The organism is Leptolyngbya sp. AS-A5, assembly GCF_039962495.1.
GTDB lineage: Bacteria > Cyanobacteriota > Cyanobacteriia > Leptolyngbyales > Leptolyngbyaceae > Leptolyngbya.
The window spans coordinates 136,029-152,038 of sequence record NZ_JAMPLL010000004.1; the positions used below are offsets into that span (position 1 = coordinate 136,029).

14 protein-coding genes are annotated in these 16,010 nt (G+C 45.4%); 10 read left to right on the top strand and 4 right to left on the bottom strand.

Annotation, left to right across the window (positions count from 1 at the left end):
- Positions 1-184: 184 nt before the first annotated feature.
- Together NC980_RS07490 and NC980_RS07495 are read right to left on the bottom strand one after the other, a co-directional pair.
- Positions 185-1,606, bottom strand: coding sequence for an amidohydrolase (locus tag NC980_RS07490; RefSeq protein ID WP_190378293.1), 1,422 nt, complete (start codon positions 1,604-1,606; stop codon positions 185-187).
- A 37-nt stretch (positions 1,607-1,643) separates the two neighbouring features.
- Positions 1,644-2,231, bottom strand: coding sequence for a cytochrome b/b6 domain-containing protein (locus tag NC980_RS07495; RefSeq protein WP_190378294.1), 588 nt, complete (start codon positions 2,229-2,231; stop codon positions 1,644-1,646).
- A gap of 240 nt (positions 2,232-2,471) precedes the next feature.
- Here NC980_RS07495 and gap point away from each other — a divergent pair, with 240 nt between their 5' ends.
- A complete protein-coding gene (gene gap / locus NC980_RS07500) occupies positions 2,472-3,500 on the top strand; it encodes a type I glyceraldehyde-3-phosphate dehydrogenase (protein WP_190378295.1) in 1,029 nt (342 codons plus the stop codon).
- A 125-nt stretch (positions 3,501-3,625) separates the two neighbouring features.
- Complete coding sequence (locus NC980_RS07505; RefSeq protein ID WP_190378296.1) at positions 3,626-4,189, top strand: Uma2 family endonuclease; 564 nt, start codon at positions 3,626-3,628, stop codon at positions 4,187-4,189.
- A 13-nt stretch (positions 4,190-4,202) separates the two neighbouring features.
- Here the strand turns inward: NC980_RS07505 and NC980_RS07510 are convergent, their stop codons facing one another.
- The gene (locus NC980_RS07510; RefSeq protein WP_190378297.1) at positions 4,203-6,482 is read right to left on the bottom strand and encodes an ATP-dependent helicase; all 2,280 of its coding nucleotides are present in this window, start codon (positions 6,480-6,482) and stop codon (positions 4,203-4,205) included.
- 73 nt (positions 6,483-6,555) lie between these two features.
- Between NC980_RS07510 and NC980_RS07515 the strand changes: the two genes are divergently transcribed.
- On the top strand, positions 6,556-6,942 hold the full coding sequence (locus NC980_RS07515) for a DUF1824 family protein (RefSeq protein ID WP_190378298.1): 387 nt from the start codon (positions 6,556-6,558) through the stop codon (positions 6,940-6,942).
- A 219-nt stretch (positions 6,943-7,161) separates the two neighbouring features.
- Here NC980_RS07515 and NC980_RS07520 read toward each other — a convergent pair whose 3' ends face one another.
- A complete protein-coding gene (locus NC980_RS07520) occupies positions 7,162-8,490 on the bottom strand; it encodes an ABC transporter substrate-binding protein (protein ID WP_190378299.1) in 1,329 nt (442 codons plus the stop codon).
- 37 nt (positions 8,491-8,527) lie between these two features.
- On the opposite strand from NC980_RS07520, the gene NC980_RS07525 reads away from it, so the two are divergent.
- From NC980_RS07525 to NC980_RS07555, 7 genes are all read left to right on the top strand, one after another.
- Complete coding sequence (locus NC980_RS07525; RefSeq protein WP_190378300.1) at positions 8,528-9,778, top strand: ABC transporter substrate-binding protein; 1,251 nt, start codon at positions 8,528-8,530, stop codon at positions 9,776-9,778.
- Between the two features lie 2 nt (positions 9,779-9,780).
- Positions 9,781-10,662: a sugar ABC transporter permease gene (locus NC980_RS07530; protein WP_190378301.1), complete on the top strand. Its 882-nt coding sequence runs from the start codon at positions 9,781-9,783 to the stop codon at positions 10,660-10,662.
- 2 nt (positions 10,663-10,664) lie between these two features.
- On the top strand, positions 10,665-11,501 hold the full coding sequence (locus NC980_RS07535) for a carbohydrate ABC transporter permease (RefSeq protein WP_190378302.1): 837 nt from the start codon (positions 10,665-10,667) through the stop codon (positions 11,499-11,501).
- A 44-nt stretch (positions 11,502-11,545) separates the two neighbouring features.
- Positions 11,546-12,352 carry a YebC/PmpR family DNA-binding transcriptional regulator gene (locus NC980_RS07540; protein WP_190378303.1) on the top strand — a complete coding sequence of 269 codons (807 nt, stop codon included), beginning with the start codon at positions 11,546-11,548 and terminating at the stop codon, positions 12,350-12,352.
- A gap of 78 nt (positions 12,353-12,430) precedes the next feature.
- Entirely contained in the window at positions 12,431-13,651 is a 1,221-nt protein-coding gene (locus NC980_RS07545) for an FAD-dependent hydroxylase (protein ID WP_190378304.1), read from the top strand.
- A 72-nt stretch (positions 13,652-13,723) separates the two neighbouring features.
- Entirely contained in the window at positions 13,724-14,410 is a 687-nt protein-coding gene (gene queC / locus NC980_RS07550) for a 7-cyano-7-deazaguanine synthase QueC (RefSeq protein ID WP_190378305.1), read from the top strand.
- A 529-nt stretch (positions 14,411-14,939) separates the two neighbouring features.
- Complete coding sequence (locus NC980_RS07555; protein WP_190378306.1) at positions 14,940-15,332, top strand: response regulator transcription factor; 393 nt, start codon at positions 14,940-14,942, stop codon at positions 15,330-15,332.
- Positions 15,333-16,010 lie beyond the last annotated feature (678 nt).

Sequence of the window (16,010 nt, forward strand, 5' to 3'; positions counted from 1 at the left end):
TGATTCGCTCATCGAAAGAATGGGACAAAATGAACAACGCCGATCAACGCAATCAAATTGCCCCTCAGGCAACCGTTAAAGCTTAGATTCAGCGTAATCGGGAATTACAGGAACAATTCAACAGGGTTATCAATGACACACGATCGTTCCGCACCGAGTTTCTCAAGCGGCAGCGAAACGAAGATCAGGAATAGCCGATCGTTGATCCCGGTAGTCTCATCACCGATCGATATCGCACTTCAGTTTCTGCAACAGAGATCGATTTGCGTTGTGTTGTCCATTCACTACGATCAAACAGTTTTTCTCTCAATTCGTTCACATTCACATTGCAGATTGCATGATCAGAAATGACTTGCCGACCATTCACCCAAGCATAACTTACAACATTTACAGGGCGACCGAGAATCAGTAAGCCGATCGGATCAGTTCGCGGTAACAAGGACAACGATTTCAGGTCGTACATTACCAAATCTGCTTTCTTGCCAACCGTCAAAGATCCAAATTGATCTGCACGATCCAAGCCTGTTGCACCGCCTAGTGATGCCATTTCCACAGATTGTCGAGGAGTAATCCAGTGATGGTAATCAAAGTCTGTGACTGAATGCAAAATTGACCCAATTTTAATCGCTTCGAGTAAATCTTGAGAATCATTACTTGCAGCACCATCACACCCAAATGTAACATTCACTCCTGCTTGACGGTACTTCAGAATTGGAGCGATCCCACTTCCTAAGCGTAAGTTGCTCAATGGATTGTGAACCACGGTCGATCGCGTTTCTGCCATGATCTCAATATCTTGGTCATCGAGCCAAACACAATGTGCTAGGGAAGTTTTCTCACTCAAAAATCCAATCTCTTTAAGATGTTGAACAGCACTACACCCATACTTTTCTTCAGCCAGCATCTTTTGGGCTTTGGTTTCGAGTAGATGAGCATGGCGACTCAGGTTGTATCGATCGCTGAGTTCAATACAGCCTTCAAACAACGTATCCGAACAAAGCTGAATTCCAGTCGGCGCAGCGACAACTTCAATTCCTTGATCCGGACGATGAAACTGGTAAATTGCTGCTTGAAGAAGTTCAAGCACTGCCTGAGTCGGTTGTTCAAAGTTGCTATGTCTTACTTCATCACCACCAGTCGGAATGCCTGCGCTCAAAGCCTCATCCTGAATCAGCGGCGCGATGAAGGCTCGGATGCCCACTTCCCGATAACCTCGATCGACCGCAGCAATGGTTTCGATTTCTTTTCCTGGAATCAGCACCAAATGATCGACAACACTCGTTCCACCAGTCATGAGAGTTTCGATCGCAGTACCCACTGCACTGAGATAAGCTTGCTCCGGGTCGAGAGGTGTAGTTTCGTAGAGTTCTGCGATCCAGAGTTCGAGCGGCACAGGCGGAATCAATCCACGCTGCCACATTTCCGAGGAGTGGGTATGAGCATTCACAAATCCAGGCAGTAAAAGCTGATTCGTGCCATCGATCGCAGTTCCAATCACCGCTAAGTTAGGCGCGATCGCAACAATGCGATCATCTTGGATTTGCACATCGACTGTTTTATACCCCTCACCCTCTGCAATCAAAACATTCTGAATCGTAAAACTCATAGATCGATGCCTACTCAATACATAGCAGCCTAAGCTATTAAACTCGATTTCGGAGTTGTTGAATCCACAATTTTGGGTGGTCGTCCGATCGCACCTTAAAGCTGCTCATCGATAACAAAAGCGGCACACCTCCGACTTTAGCGCTCATCAATAGATGCAGTGCTAAACAGACAAGCATCGTTGCCCAAGCAGCGAGATGTAAGGAATAAGCCAAATGATGCAGTTCACCTGTGGGCAACCAAGTTTCATCCATTAGTTTTCCGCTAATTGCAGCAAATACGATCGCAAGTAACATTACTGTATTTGTTAGCCGTTGTAGACTAATCCACCAAATTGGCTTTCCAATGTTCGACAATTGTGCGATCGAGTCTTTTTGAACTAATTTCTTTCGACCGCACCAAAGACTATAAATCACAAATAACGGTGCAAATAGAAAAAACGTCAGTCCGATCGTGCCGTGGTAGTCAATGATCGGATTGATTCTGGGTAAGGGGACCTTTCCAAAGCGTCCATCAAATGTGTCATACACCCAATACCCGCTGATCAATGCCGCAATCACCAACAGTGCATTGACTCCGTGCAGAAAGCGCAGCAGTGAAGGTTGATAAGGTTTAGTGCGTGACATAATCCTGTTCTTAGATTGTTCTCTTATTGATATAGCTTAAATTCTTAAAAAATTTGGAACTTATGTGTTGAAATTTTTACGATCGTAAAGTGAGTATTCGATAACATTTTGCCTCAACAGTGATCAAAAGATTATGTCTATGCGGTTCATCGGATAGATGCGATAGCGTGATGAGGTACTAAAAATTTTGAAGTGTGACTCTCCTCTCACGCTTTATTCTTTGTTTTTGGAGTTCTTCCAATGGCTACTGTGAAAATAGGGATCAATGGTTTCGGTCGGATTGGTCGCTTAGTGTTTCGCGCTGCGCTCGACGATGCCAACATTGAAATCGTTGGCATCAATGATCTTGTTCCGCCCGATAATTTGGCGTATCTTCTCAAGTACGATTCGACGCATGGGGTATATCCGGGCACGATCGAAGCGAAGCCTGATGGCATTGCGGTAAACGGCAAGTTTATTCCTTGTTTTGCGATGCGGAATCCAGCAGATTTACCCTGGGGCAATCTTGAAGCAGATTACGTGGTCGAATCGACCGGATTGTTTACCGATTTTGAAAGTGCTTCTAACCATGTAAAAGCCGGTGCAAAGCGGGTGATTATCTCCGCTCCGACGAAAGATCCAGAGCGCGTGAAAACGCTGCTGATGGGCGTGAATCACGATTCTTTCGATCCTGAAAAAGATACGATCGTCTCGAATGCAAGCTGCACTACCAATTGTTTAGCGCCAGTGGCGAAAGTGTTAAACGATCGCTTCGGCTTAGTCGAAGGGTTAATGACCACCGTTCATGCAATGACGGCAACTCAACCGACTGTGGATGGCCCAAGTAAAAAAGACTGGCGCGGTGGACGCGGAGCTGCTCAAAACATTATTCCTGCTGCAACCGGAGCTGCTAAAGCGGTGACGCTGGTGCTGCCGGAACTGAAAGGAAAGCTGACTGGAATGGCATTTCGTGTGCCGACTCCCGATGTTTCCGTTGTCGATCTAACCTTCAAAACCGAAAAGCCAACGAGCTACAAAGAAATCTGTGAAGCGATGAAAGAAGCCTCAGAAACAACGCTGAAGGGGGTTCTAGGCTATACCGATGAGGAAGTGGTTTCGACTGATTTTCAGGGCGATCGTCGATCGAGCATTTTTGATGCAGGTGCAGGTATCGAACTGAATTCCAACTTCTTTAAAATTGTGTCTTGGTACGACAACGAATGGGGTTACTCGAATCGAGTGATTGATTTGATGACTACGATGGCGAAAAAAGATGGCATCTTGAATTAAGTCATCTACGATGGGGGTCACCTGATCCCTATCGTAGATTTTTATCTGGCTATTACTTTCGCTGGTGAGAAGAACTCGATCGACATAATAAAATGAAAGTCTTAGATAGTTAAAAGGTGGCAGCTATGGTTCAGACTCCTGCTAAATCTCTAACGCTAGAAGAATTTTTAAAGCTTCCAGAAACGAAGCCAGCAAGCGAGTATATTGACGGTCAAATTATCCAGAAGCCCATGCCACAAGGAAAGCACAGCACAGTTCAGCGAGACTTGATAGGTAAAGTTGACGGTATTCTGAGACCTGATCGAGTTGCCAGGGCTTATCCTGAATTGCGTTGTACGTTCGGTGGACGATCGATTGTTCCAGATGTCAGTGTGTTCACTTGGGATCGAATTCCTCGCGATGCAAATGGTGAGGTCGCAAATACCTTTCAAATTGCTCCAGACTGGACGATCGAGATTCTTTCTCCAGATCAAAGCCCAACGAAAGTGATCAAAAACATTCTGCACTGTATTGATCATCAAACGCAGATGGGTTGGCTGATTGATCCCGATGAGAAAGTTGTGTTTGTTTATTTTGCCGATCGTACAATCCGATTTTTTGATGTTCCAGAGCAGCTTTTGCCTGTACCATCGTTTGCAAGCAACATTCAATTAACAGTTCAAACATTGTTCGGATGGTTGTCTGAGTAGCACTGCGATCGCTCTAGAACTCTACATCGTCTTCATCAGACTCTCCGATTACCGACAGTGGAAACTGTTGCTTCAATGCAGGAATCACTGGGCAAGGTTTGCGATCGTCCAAATTCTCCGGCTTGTTCCAGCTAAAGGGAGCTTGTTTTGCCGCAGACATCCATAACAATCGTTTTGCGCGAGTCATTGCAACATACAACAATCGAAACTCTTCAGCAGTCTTGAGCGATCCGGCTCGTTCCCAAGCTTCGTCATTGGTCGGAATCGGTTCATGATGCACGATCGCCCTAATTTGCGCTCTTGCGACCTCAGATAAAGTAAAGTCGCCAAGAAACTGCATTGCAGGCGGAATGTAGAGCGATCCGGGAATCATGTTTTCATGCAAAAACGGAATGAAAACATAGTCCCAATCGAGACCCTTTGCTTTGTGCATTGTGATCACGGTTAGCTGGCTGGGACGAACATAGCGATCGTCGTCTTCTGCTTCGACAGGTTCAAATCGCTCTGAACTGACAACGTCGCTTAACACTTCTAGCATTGCTGTAAGTGAGTTCTCGCGGGTTTGCTGCATGACGCGTTCTGCAAGTTTGTCAGCAGTTGCAAGCTCTGTTTGCTCATAGTTCAAGGTATAAGCGAGAAATGAGATCAATTGATAGAGTGGAAGCTCTAATCTTGCTCTGAGTAGGCTTGTACAGAAACGGCTTGCTTGTTGAACTTGTGGATCTTGTGGTGGATCAAGCGGAGCAGGATAAAGAAACTGTTCCGGAAAAGTGATCAGAGCATTTAAATCTTGATTCGGAATGATGCGACGATTGACAAAGACAGAGAGTGCAGCTTTAAGATTGTCCGGAGAATGAGGTCGATCAAGGAATTGCAACAGTGATAACATCTCTGCGGGGATGTGAGACTGTCGATCGCGCATTCCCACTTCAACGACTGAAAGCTTGTCAGCGAACCATCGCGCTAGTTCTCGTGCTACAAATTTTCCTTGCTCGTTGGTGCGAACTAACACTGCCGCCGAGCGCTCTGGATAATGATTGAACAATGCGATCGCTCTTTTGCCGATCCATTCCACCGCTTGATGAACATCTTCGGGCGTGTGAATCTCAAAGCCTAAGCCTTCAGGACTGGGGTTTGCATCGGCTTGCGGGTCATTGTTAGAAACTGGGTGGATCATCTGCGATCGGAACGGTGCAGCGTCTTCGTTTCCGTAAGTTCGATTCACCCAGTTCAATACAAAATTTGCAGCTTCGAGAATGATCCGACTACTGCGACCTGCTTGATTCATTTCAGCAAGCCGATTTTCGATCGCGCAAGTCTGACAAAATTCTCGAAAGAACACCGGATCAGCAGGCGTGAATGTTGAATTAATGGCTTGATTCGGATCACCGACCCGCACTAGGTTTTGATTGTGCAACTGTTCTGGATCGATTGCTAATAGTTCTAATAATCGCGTTTGTAGGGGGCTTGAATCTTGTGCTTCATCTTCAAACACAGCAAACACTTGAGATTGCCAACGCGCTCTAATTCCCGGATGTTCTAGCACTCGTAGCGCACCTAAAACCATCTCGTCATAGTCAATGAAGCTCCTGCTTTGAAGTTGCAGTTGGTATTGTTCATACAGTCCTGCAGCGATTGACAAGATCGAATAGTCATCGGATGCAATCTGACTACGTAAATCTTCCGGTAACAACCCTGAGCTTTTCGCTTCTCGAATTACCGTTTCTGCCAGTGCAGGCAACACTTCGGTTCGCAATACAGCTTGTCTTCGTAACCGCTCGGTTTCTTCCCCGTCGAATTGTTGCCCTTCTAACAAGCGCTGGTAGAGATGCGGATTCAGTCCTAACCATTGTTCTACACTGGTGCGGATCAGTCGATTTCCTTGTGTGGGTGTGATTAAAATTGAATCGGGATTAAAGCCCGATCGCTCCGGAGCGCTTCTGGCGATCGACCAAGCTAATCCATGCAGCGTGTGAACCACAAACCCACCTTGAGGAAGGCTTAATTTTTTCAGATACTCACGAATTTTGGCTTTAATGTTTGCGGCTGCCGATCGCGTGAAGGTGACGACGACTAACTGACGGCGGCTGTGGAGTTGGTATTGCGCGATCGCGACTGCTGCCGCAACTGCCATTCCGGTCGATTTCCCCGCCCCCGGAACCGCCGACACCGCCAATCGCCCGCCTTGCCAATCGGCGATTTCTCGCTGCCCCGGACGCAGCATACTCCGCAGCGTTTGTAATAGCTTCTCGCGAATCTCTAACACACTGGAAACAACAGGATCAGCAGCCATAGGTTTAGTAGAGAATATGTACTACTACTTTAAGCGGTAAACTAGTTCGATCGTAGACTTCAAACCGAAATTCATGACGCGATCGGAAGCTGAAACTATTTTGCGGCAATTTATCTGTACTGAACGATCTTCTGAACCGCTGGATTATGCAGCGATTCGAGAAGCGGTCTTAATTGTGGCAGATTTATCTGATTATCAAATTCTAGGAATCTGTGCAGAAACGGCTGAGGAGGGCTTGAAAGCACTGTCGAGCTATGTGGGTGCACTGAAATATGATGTACCAGAAACGCGATCGATTCCTGGGGTTATCTACATTAAATTCAATCCATTAACGGGTCGATCGCATATGGAACCCTACAGCGGAAACCATCGGGGGGTATTAATTTCTTGCCAGTCTGCATTTGAGGATGGCGTAAATGAAACGTTTGGGCATTTGCCGCTCGATCTGTTCAAACAATAAACCCAGATCGATCCTCGATCTGGGCTTGATTTTTAATAAACCAGCACTATTAAAGAGCTTGGCTGGCGGTTTTAATGGCTTGAACTATCTCTGTTCATTGATTTCATCCTAGCAAGACACATCTCAGCTTTGGTGGGAAAACACATTGTTCTTCAACATTTGATACTCAACTTAATCAACTGCTCGATTTTTTGAATACAGACCCTCGAAGTTTTGAAGTTATTTAAAGATTAAATCTAATCTTTGCTGCGCAGCTTTTAGTGCTTCCTCTGGTGTATTGCGATCGAGCAATGCCGCCTCGATCGCTCGTCCTAAGTTATCCGAAATTCGGTTGTATCCTGGGAAAATCGGACGCGATCGCCCAAATTGCGCTTGACCGAGAAATACATCGACCGCAGGCTGTGTTGCTCGGAAGGCTTTGTAAGCTTCACTTTCTCGCGATTTTAGATTGGTGGGTAGGTATCCTGTGCCGATCGCCCATTCGGTCTGAAATTCCTCACTCATGACGAATTCAGCAAACTCAAACGCCGCTCGTTCTCGCTCTGGCGTGGATTTGAATAGAAATAGATTTTCGCCGCCGATCGCTGTTCCCGCTTGAGTTCCCTTTGGAATTGGCAATACCCCAAAATCAACCTGGGTCGCTTGCAATTGTCCCAATGTCCAAGGCCCTGAAAGCTGCATCGCGACTTTACCTGCTAAAAATCCATTGAGTTCATAACCGCGCTCGGGTTGAGACAGAATCGCAGAGCCGTCTTGCATCAAATCGCGCCAGAACTGTAAAGCTGCGATCGCTCCTGAATTAGCAATATTCACTCCGGCTGAAGCGCTACTCGGAATAACCTTTTCAGGGGTGATTTCGTTGCCATAAGTTACAGTCGCACTGCCCAACTCTCCAGCCCCGCTAAACATAAACGGCAACCAGGTAAAGACTGTCCATTCTCCTTTGCCCAATGGTAAAAGCATTCCATGTTGGTCTGCTTTTCCATCTCCATCTGTATCGCGAGTCAACTGCTTCGCCACTTGCCGAAATTCCGTCCAAGTTCGCGGAAGTTTTTTCACACCTGCTGCTTCAAACAGACTCGGACGATAATAAATACCGACATTGTTCGTACCAAAAGGAATCGACCAAGTTTTTCCTTCATATTGCATCGTATTGAGCAAAGCAGGATCGAGTTCTGATTTAACCGATGAAGTCGCGAGAAAATCATCGATCGACCTCAGCGCATCCAATTCCACCAGTTGCCCAGTAATCATTGGTGCATACCACAACATATCTGGAGGAGCATTTCCGACTACTGCCGCCAGAATTTTGGGCATTTGCTGATCACCTTGTCCGACGTAGAGCGACTCAACTTGAATGTTTGGGTGAGCTTGATTGAAACGATCGACCAACTTCTGTAAAACATCCCGATTCGGCGGCGGGTTCACCCCTTGCCACAGCGTTAATCGAATTACATTAGAGGATTGAGCAGGTTGACATCCAAATAAACTTAGGCAAATCGCGATCGTAAAAACAAATTTCAGCAAATGGGCAAACCGCAGCGACATGATTAGGATGAAAGAATTACGAATCTCTGATTAGTGTATGAGAAAGTTGATTCCAAGCGCGATCACAATCAGTTTACTATTCTTTACGGTGGGGTGTCGATCGAACTCTAATTCAAAACCAGTTGAAATCACGCTAAGTGGCTGGCAAAGTAATCTAAACGAAGGAAAACTACTCGATCAAGTGATTCGAGAATTTGAGACAAAAAATCCGAACATCAAAGTCAAACGAGAAGTCATCAATAGCCAGTATATGGATGTGATTAGAACTCGTTTAATTGGAGAAGTTGCCCCTGATGTATTTTATTTAGAAGCATTTGAAGCACCAACCTTAATTAAATCTGGTGTCTTAGAGCCGCTTAATTCCTACATCAAGTCAGAATTCAAACTGAATGATTTTGAATCCAGCTTATTAAACGCGTTTAAACGAAATAACAGCGTTTACGGCATTCCAAAAGATTTTTCAACGCTCGCACTTTTCTATAATCAAACTGCTTTGAAAAGTGCAGGAATTGCCCAACCTCCTAAAACCTGGGATGAGTTGAGGCAAGCAGCCAAGAAACTAACAATTGACAAAAACAAAGACGGCAAAATCGATCAGTACGGCATGGGAATTGTCTCTGAATTGCCGCGTCAAACCTTTATGATTAAGGCATTTGGCGGAAAGCTAGTGGATCAAACCGACTACGCCGCATTTGATAGTCCAGAGGGACTTCAAGGACTACGGCTTGTGATTGAACAATATCGACGCGATCGCACCGCCGCACAAGCAACTGATATCGGTGCTAATTCAAATAGTGAAGCATTCGGACAGGGACGAGTAGCAATGACGCTCGATGGAAATTGGGCAATTCCATATCTCAAAGAAACCTTTCCAAACCTGAAATTTCAAACGACAGAAGTTCCGAAAATTAACGATCGACGAGGCACGATGATTTACACCGTTGCTTATGTACTGAATCGGCAATCGAAACAGAAAGCAGCAGCCTGGAAATTAATTGAGTTTTTAACGAGTGAATCTGGGATGAAAGCTTGGGCAAAACAGGGTGTTACCTTGCCATCGCGGCGATCGGTGTTAGCGGAAATGAAATACGATCGTAATCCGATTTATTCACCCTTTGTTGCAGGTGCAAAGTATGGAACACTCTGGCAAGCGGGCGAAACTTTACCAACCATTGTCACCAGTTTTGATAATCAATTTGTCAGTGCGATGCTCGGACAGCAACCTTTACCCGAAGCAATGAAACGCGCTCAAAATACTGCAAATCGAGAAATCTATTTATCGAAATAACAATGAAACAAAAATCTAGAGAAGCGTTATCAGGTTATGCCTTTATGACACCTGCGATCGTAATCTTGGGTGTATTTTTGGCATTGCCTGTGATTTATGCGATCGTGCTTTCCTTCTATCGAGTTCAATTACTCGGTGAGGTTGATTTTCGCTTTGCAGGATTGAGAAATTTTATTCGGATTCAAGATGATGAACGAGTTTGGATCGCGCTTGCGAATACAGTTCAATATGTTGCGCTCGTTGTTCCAACCCAAACGATTCTAGCCCTCGTTCTTGCTTTATTACTTAATGCTAAAATTCGCGGTCGAAGCTGGTTTCGAGTTGCATTCTTCTTACCTACTGTGACTTCTTCAGCCGTTCTCACACTCATATTCATGTGGATTTATAACTCGAATGGGTTGTTAAATAATTTTCTAGATGCAGTCGGTTTGCCTACTTATAATTGGCTTGGTGATCCACAAGTTGCACTCAAAGGAATTATGTTGATGAATATCTGGGCAACTGCACCGTTATTTATGGTGATTTATTTGGCTGCACTGCAAGATATTCCAGAGAGTTTATATGAAGCAGCCTCGATCGATGGTGCAACAACCTGGGAGAAATTTTGGTGTATTACGTTGCCGTTTCTCAAGCCTGTAACGTTTTTTGTGATTACGATCGGCATTATTGGAACCTTCCAATTATTTGATCAATCTTATATCTTCTCAAACGGCTCAGGTGGCCCTGATAACGCCACATTAACGATCGTACTTCTGATCTATCAATACGCTTTCAATCGGTTAGACATGGGATATGCGCTTGCATTAACACTCATTCTTACGCTCGTCATTATGTTAGCGACTTTAATTCAACGCTATTTCTTTAGAGAAGAGAGCTTAGATTAATCATGTTAAAAACAAACACAGTTCGCTGGTGGATTTGGTTAATGTATGGTGGACTGATCATTTATGCGATCGTCACCTTTATTCCCTTTTTATGGGCGCTCTCTGCTTCGTTTAAACCACTCTCAGAAATCTCAGCAAGTGGAGCAAACTTTATTCCCCAGGAGTTTACTTTAGAGAATTACAAAGCAATTTTTGCACAAGAACCGCTCTTTGGCAGATGGTTATTCAATAGCGCGATCGTTGCTATTTTTGTCACCCTGTTTAATCTTCTATTCAATTCAATGGCAGGATACGCCCTTGCCAGAGTTCAATTTCCCGGAAACCGTTTATTCTTCTTTCTGGTTCTGGCAGTTCTCGTTGTCCCGGCTCAAATTACATTACTTCCCAAATTTCTAATTCTCAAATCTTTAGGCTGGCTCAATTCTTATCAAGGATTAGTTGCCCCAACCGTCGTCAACGCCACTTTTATTTTTATGATGCGGCAATTCTTTATTAATTTTCCAAAAGAGCTAGAAGAAGCTGCACAACTCGATGGACTAAATCGATTTGAAACCTTTTTTCAGATTGTTCTGCCTTTAGCAAAACCCGCTCTAGCTGCACAAACAATTTTCATCTTCATGAGTTCCTGGAACGATTTTTTATTGCCCCTCGTTGTCATGTCAAATCCTGAAATGTTCACCCTACCGATCGGCTTAAACGCCTTCAAAGGTCAATACATCACTTACTGGAATTACATCATGGCAGCTTCGATGGTCTTCACGCTGCCAGCCCTGATTATCTATGCGTTCTTCAATCGCTATTTTATTCAGGGCGTAGCCTTCACCGGAGGCAAATCGTAACTTTTTCGATATCCTATTAATCGCACCCGTTTCGATTTGTAGGTATGGCAGGACACAGCAAGTGGGCAAACATTAAACGCCAAAAAGCCAGAGTAGACGCTAAAAGAGCAAACATCTTTACTAAAGTTTCCCGTGAAATCATTGTTGCGGCTCGCAATGGAGTTCCTGATCCGGCAGGTAATTTTCAGCTCAGAACCGCGATCGAAAAAGCCAAAGCCGCAGGCATTCCTAACGAAAATATCGATCGCGCGATCGCCAAAGGTGCTGGCAAGCTTGGCACAGATGCCCCACTGGAAGCCATTCAATATGAAGGCTACGGTGCAGGCGGTGTGGCTGTCCTGATCGAAGCCCTTACCGACAATCGCAATCGAACCGCTGCTGACTTACGAGAAGCCTTTAGCAAAAACGGCGGTAACTTGGGTGAACCCGGTTGCGTGGGCTGGATGTTCGAGCAAAAAGGCATTGTCGAACTTTCTTTCGCTCCGCAAAAAACCGGACGCAGCCGCAAAATCGAAGCAGTGTCGATCGACGAAGAAGCCCTCCTCGAAGCCTGCCTCGAAGGTGGAGCCGACGCTTATGAGCTAATCGAAACCGAAGACGGACAAGCCGCAGAAATTTTTACCGAAGTCGAAAACCTGGAATCCCTCAGTCAAAGCCTGAAAGACCGGGGTTACACTGTGGCGCAAGTCGAACTCCGCTGGATTCCCCAAAATACGATCGAAGTCACCGACCCCGATCACGCTCGCGCTCTGCTCAAGCTGATGGACGCGCTTGATGCACTCGATGATGTGCAAAACGCGACCGCCAACTTTGACATTGCTGAAGAACTAATGATGGCATCGATCGCTTAACACATCGATCGCTTAACAATTGCTCACATCAGAAATCTACGCGACAATAGGTGTAAAGTTTCGTATCGCTCAACGGCTATGCAGATCGCTGAATCGAAAATTCCTGACTACGACATTGCGATCGTCGGTGGCGGTGTCGTAGGAACCACATTTGCCTGTGCCTTAAAAGATTCTGGCTTTCGAGTCGCATTAATCGAGGCTGAAGTGTCTTCGCTGGCGGCTTCTCGCGCTCAAGCGTATTCTATTTCGCTCTTATCCAGCCGCATCTTTGAAGGCTTGAACATTTGGCAACAGATTTCCCCTCAAGTTGAAACCTACAAGAACGTGCGCCTTTCAGACTCGGACTATCCGACTGCCGTTCAATTTGCACCCTGCGATATTGGTACTGAAACTTTAGGGTATGTTGCAGAACATCGAGTTTTAATTACCGCACTTCAGGATCTGCTTCAAACTTGCTCAAATGTCGATCGTTTCTGCCCTGCTAAAGTGATTAAAACCGAGCACCAATCTGGTGATGTGGTTCTCGATGTCTTGCTCAAAGGTGAAGTGCAGCAAATCCGATCGCGCCTAGTCGTCGCGGCAGATGGAGCACGATCGCCACTCCGCCAACAAGCCGGAATTAAAACGCTTGGCTGGCAATACTGGCAAGCTTGTGTCGTCGCTACACTCAAGCTCGATGCCCCCCACGACAACACCGCCTACGAATGGTTCTGGAAAACAGGGCCTTCTGGCATTCTTCCGCTTCCCGGTAATCGCTGTCGGATTGTCTGGACAGCCCCACGCGCTGAAGCCGAAGCCCTGTTAGCACTCGACGATCGCGCCTTTATTGAAGCCTTCCAAGCGCGATATGGCTCGAAGTTCGGCACACCAGAAATCGAAGGACAGCGCTACCTCTTCCCGATTCAGTTGATGCACAGCCGCAAGTATGTCTTGCCGCAGTTTGCCTTAATCGGAGATGCCGCTCATAGCTGCCATCCGTTAGGCGGTCAAGGCATCAACATGGGAATCCGCGATGCTGCTGCCCTCGCACAAGTCTTACAAACCGCAAAAAAACGCGGCGAGAACATTGCCAGTCTGCGCGTTCTAAAGCGCTACGAACGTTGGCGACAGTGGGAAAACCTGCTGATCTTGAGCATCACCGACATCTTAAATCGCACCTTCTCGAATCAGATTGTCCCGATCGTGCAACTTCGTCGCCTGGGCTTGTGGATTTTGCGAACCCTTCAGCCCTTAAGAACGATCGTTTTTCGCATCATGTCAGGCTTAACCGGACGCACTCCCCAACTTGCTCAGCGCTAAATGAATGTCTAGTGGTTGAGAATTACGCGGAGATGGTGCAAAGATCATAGACGGCAAGTTTGGAAGAATATTATGCCGAAAGCGATCGTCTTACTCTCCGGAGGTTTAGATTCCGCAACCACAACTGCACAAGCGATCTCCGATGGCTATGAACCGATCGCGCTTTCATTTCGTTACGGTCAACGACACGATCGCGAACTCCAATCCGCACAGGCGATCGCGCAGCACTTCAAGTTGTCCCAACATTTTGTCATCGATGTGAATCTCGCGCAGTGGGGCGGCTCAGCACTGACCGATACAGAAATTGAGGTGCCGACAGAAGGCATTCAGCCTGATCAAATTCCGATTACTTACGTTCCAGGGCGCAATACCGTATTTATTGCGATCGCCCTTTCTCTAGCGGAGGCAAAAAACGCAGAAGCTATCTATCTAGGCATCAATGCGGTGGACTATTCAGGCTATCCAGATTGCCGCCCAGAGTATCTCACTGCGTTTCAACATTTAGCTGAGTTATCTTCCAAAGCAGGATTAGAAGGCAGAGCGCCGAAATTAATTGCCCCCCTGGTCATGGATTCCAAAGTGGATATCGTGAAGCGAGCGATCGCGCTTGGAGTGCCAATTGACAAAACCTGGTCGTGCTATCAAGGCGGTGAAGTTCCTTGTGGTGTGTGTGATTCTTGTCGAATCCGCGATCGAGCACTCATTGAAGCTGGACATCCGGAGCTTGCCACTTCTCAAAGTCAAGAATTGTTTCAATAAACTTGCCTTAATTAGCTTAAGATTTGCTTCCAAAAGTTGAATAAAACCGCACATCTGAAGTAGGGCTAATTCTGCATTCATTTCTAGAAAAAACGAGATGAAATCTAAAAGAAATCAGTAGATTCTTGTCTCATAAATACTCTAAACATTCTGTTAGAAGAGCAAGTCAAAAATCTTCAAACTCTTTTTGAAGCGGCTTTAATTTAGCGGCGGTCTTGGCTCACTCAATCAGTACAAAATTAGAAGTAATCTCTATCACTTTATTTTGCGTAAGCCTTGCACCACAAGCAATAGTCCATAATCGAGCGTACGGAGCAACCCTAATTTGTAGTTTCTAAAGAGAATAGAAATTGTAGACAAAAAGTTTCTGGGAAGTATTTCTAAAAGCTTAAAAGCTAAGAAATACCGAAGCATAAAAACAAGCAATAAAGGATTGAAACTCAAGCATCGAAAGATATTCAGCGAGTTTCACCGTGAAAAAGGCGAATAAACCAGTCGCTATATTAAATTTCAGATTGGTACTTTCGTCATGGTCTTTCCGTCCACTTACATTCTGCTGTTAGCTCCACAAATCGAAGAATTGCACGGGCTAGAATCGCTCCTTCAGCAAGTCGCACTCGACGTAGAGATTGTAGACACCACTGATCAAGCCCTAGCACGAGTGAGCCAAAATCCCCCTTGTCTTGTCATTCTGCAAGAGCATCTGCGATCGGAAGCCACAATTCATCAACTCCGCACGATTGCCCATGCAGACCGCATGACGCTTGTAATCGTTACAGAAACTGATTCTCCGAGCTGGCTTTATCAAGAGCAGCACCCCGATGTTGATGGTTTTCTCGTTAAACCGTTAAGCCCAGATGTACTATTTTCACTGATTCATTCTGCTTCTGCTCGTCAATACTGTCAACGATCTCTCATCTGAATAGATTCAGATTCAGCATTCAACCTCGCATCTTTCCAAAGACAGACATTTTTAATTCGTTCTCAAGCCAAATAAATAAAACTAATACCTTAGCGAATTTCTTTCCATGCAACCTAGTTTGCAATAACTGCCGCTTATCATCGGGTTAATCGTAGTGAACGCCTCAAAATACCGATTTAGTAGGAATTTGCGCCTTGAATATCGAATCGCGTTGCATTAGGTAAGCTAATTAACCAATTGATTCAGTCTGATAATTTTGGGCTAACGTTGTCAACAGGCCACAAATTATCTATCACTTTCGGGGGTGACATAGAGATACAAACGTGGATCACGCCAGAATTTTGCGATAGATTTGAATCAGATTGATGCCTGACTCTAACAGAGAGGTTGTCCCATTAAGAGATGAATCACTGTGCAACTCAAAGATCCTGATAAAAACGATCGCGATCATCGGAACAGCAACGTGAATGCTAGACACAGCAGATTTATCAAGAATGATTAATAAAGAAATCAGGAAAAGGGTGCAACTTTTGTGAGAAAGGCTACAATCGGGGAGTCATTCCAATCATTTAGAAATAATGATCTCAGAAAATCAGCCTCTGCCAACCGTATTTTCTCGGAAGTTGTAGCAGTTGCTCGTTTTGACTGAATCATTTTGCCGATCGCTCTACTGCACAC

Excerpts from the sequence above, each read along its gene's own strand:
- NC980_RS07555 (WP_190378306.1), top strand. The coding sequence starts at position 14,940 with ATGGTCTTTCCGTCCACTTACATTCTGCTGTTAGCTCCACAAATCGAA.
- NC980_RS07490 (WP_190378293.1), bottom strand. The coding sequence starts at position 1,606 with ATGAGTTTTACGATTCAGAATGTTTTGATTGCAGAGGGTGAGGGGTAT.
- NC980_RS07540 (WP_190378303.1), top strand. The coding sequence starts at position 11,546 with ATGGCAGGACACAGCAAGTGGGCAAACATTAAACGCCAAAAAGCCAGA.
- NC980_RS07530 (WP_190378301.1), top strand. The coding sequence starts at position 9,781 with ATGAAACAAAAATCTAGAGAAGCGTTATCAGGTTATGCCTTTATGACA.
- NC980_RS07545 (WP_190378304.1), top strand. The coding sequence starts at position 12,431 with ATGCAGATCGCTGAATCGAAAATTCCTGACTACGACATTGCGATCGTC.
- NC980_RS07525 (WP_190378300.1), top strand. The coding sequence starts at position 8,528 with ATGAGAAAGTTGATTCCAAGCGCGATCACAATCAGTTTACTATTCTTT.
- NC980_RS07495 (WP_190378294.1), bottom strand. The coding sequence starts at position 2,231 with ATGTCACGCACTAAACCTTATCAACCTTCACTGCTGCGCTTTCTGCAC.
- NC980_RS07505 (WP_190378296.1), top strand. The coding sequence starts at position 3,626 with ATGGTTCAGACTCCTGCTAAATCTCTAACGCTAGAAGAATTTTTAAAG.
- queC (WP_190378305.1), top strand. The coding sequence starts at position 13,724 with ATGCCGAAAGCGATCGTCTTACTCTCCGGAGGTTTAGATTCCGCAACC.
- NC980_RS07515 (WP_190378298.1), top strand. The coding sequence starts at position 6,556 with ATGACGCGATCGGAAGCTGAAACTATTTTGCGGCAATTTATCTGTACT.
- NC980_RS07520 (WP_190378299.1), bottom strand. The coding sequence starts at position 8,490 with ATGTCGCTGCGGTTTGCCCATTTGCTGAAATTTGTTTTTACGATCGCG.
- NC980_RS07510 (WP_190378297.1), bottom strand. The coding sequence starts at position 6,482 with ATGGCTGCTGATCCTGTTGTTTCCAGTGTGTTAGAGATTCGCGAGAAG.
- gap (WP_190378295.1), top strand. The coding sequence starts at position 2,472 with ATGGCTACTGTGAAAATAGGGATCAATGGTTTCGGTCGGATTGGTCGC.
- NC980_RS07535 (WP_190378302.1), top strand. The coding sequence starts at position 10,665 with ATGTTAAAAACAAACACAGTTCGCTGGTGGATTTGGTTAATGTATGGT.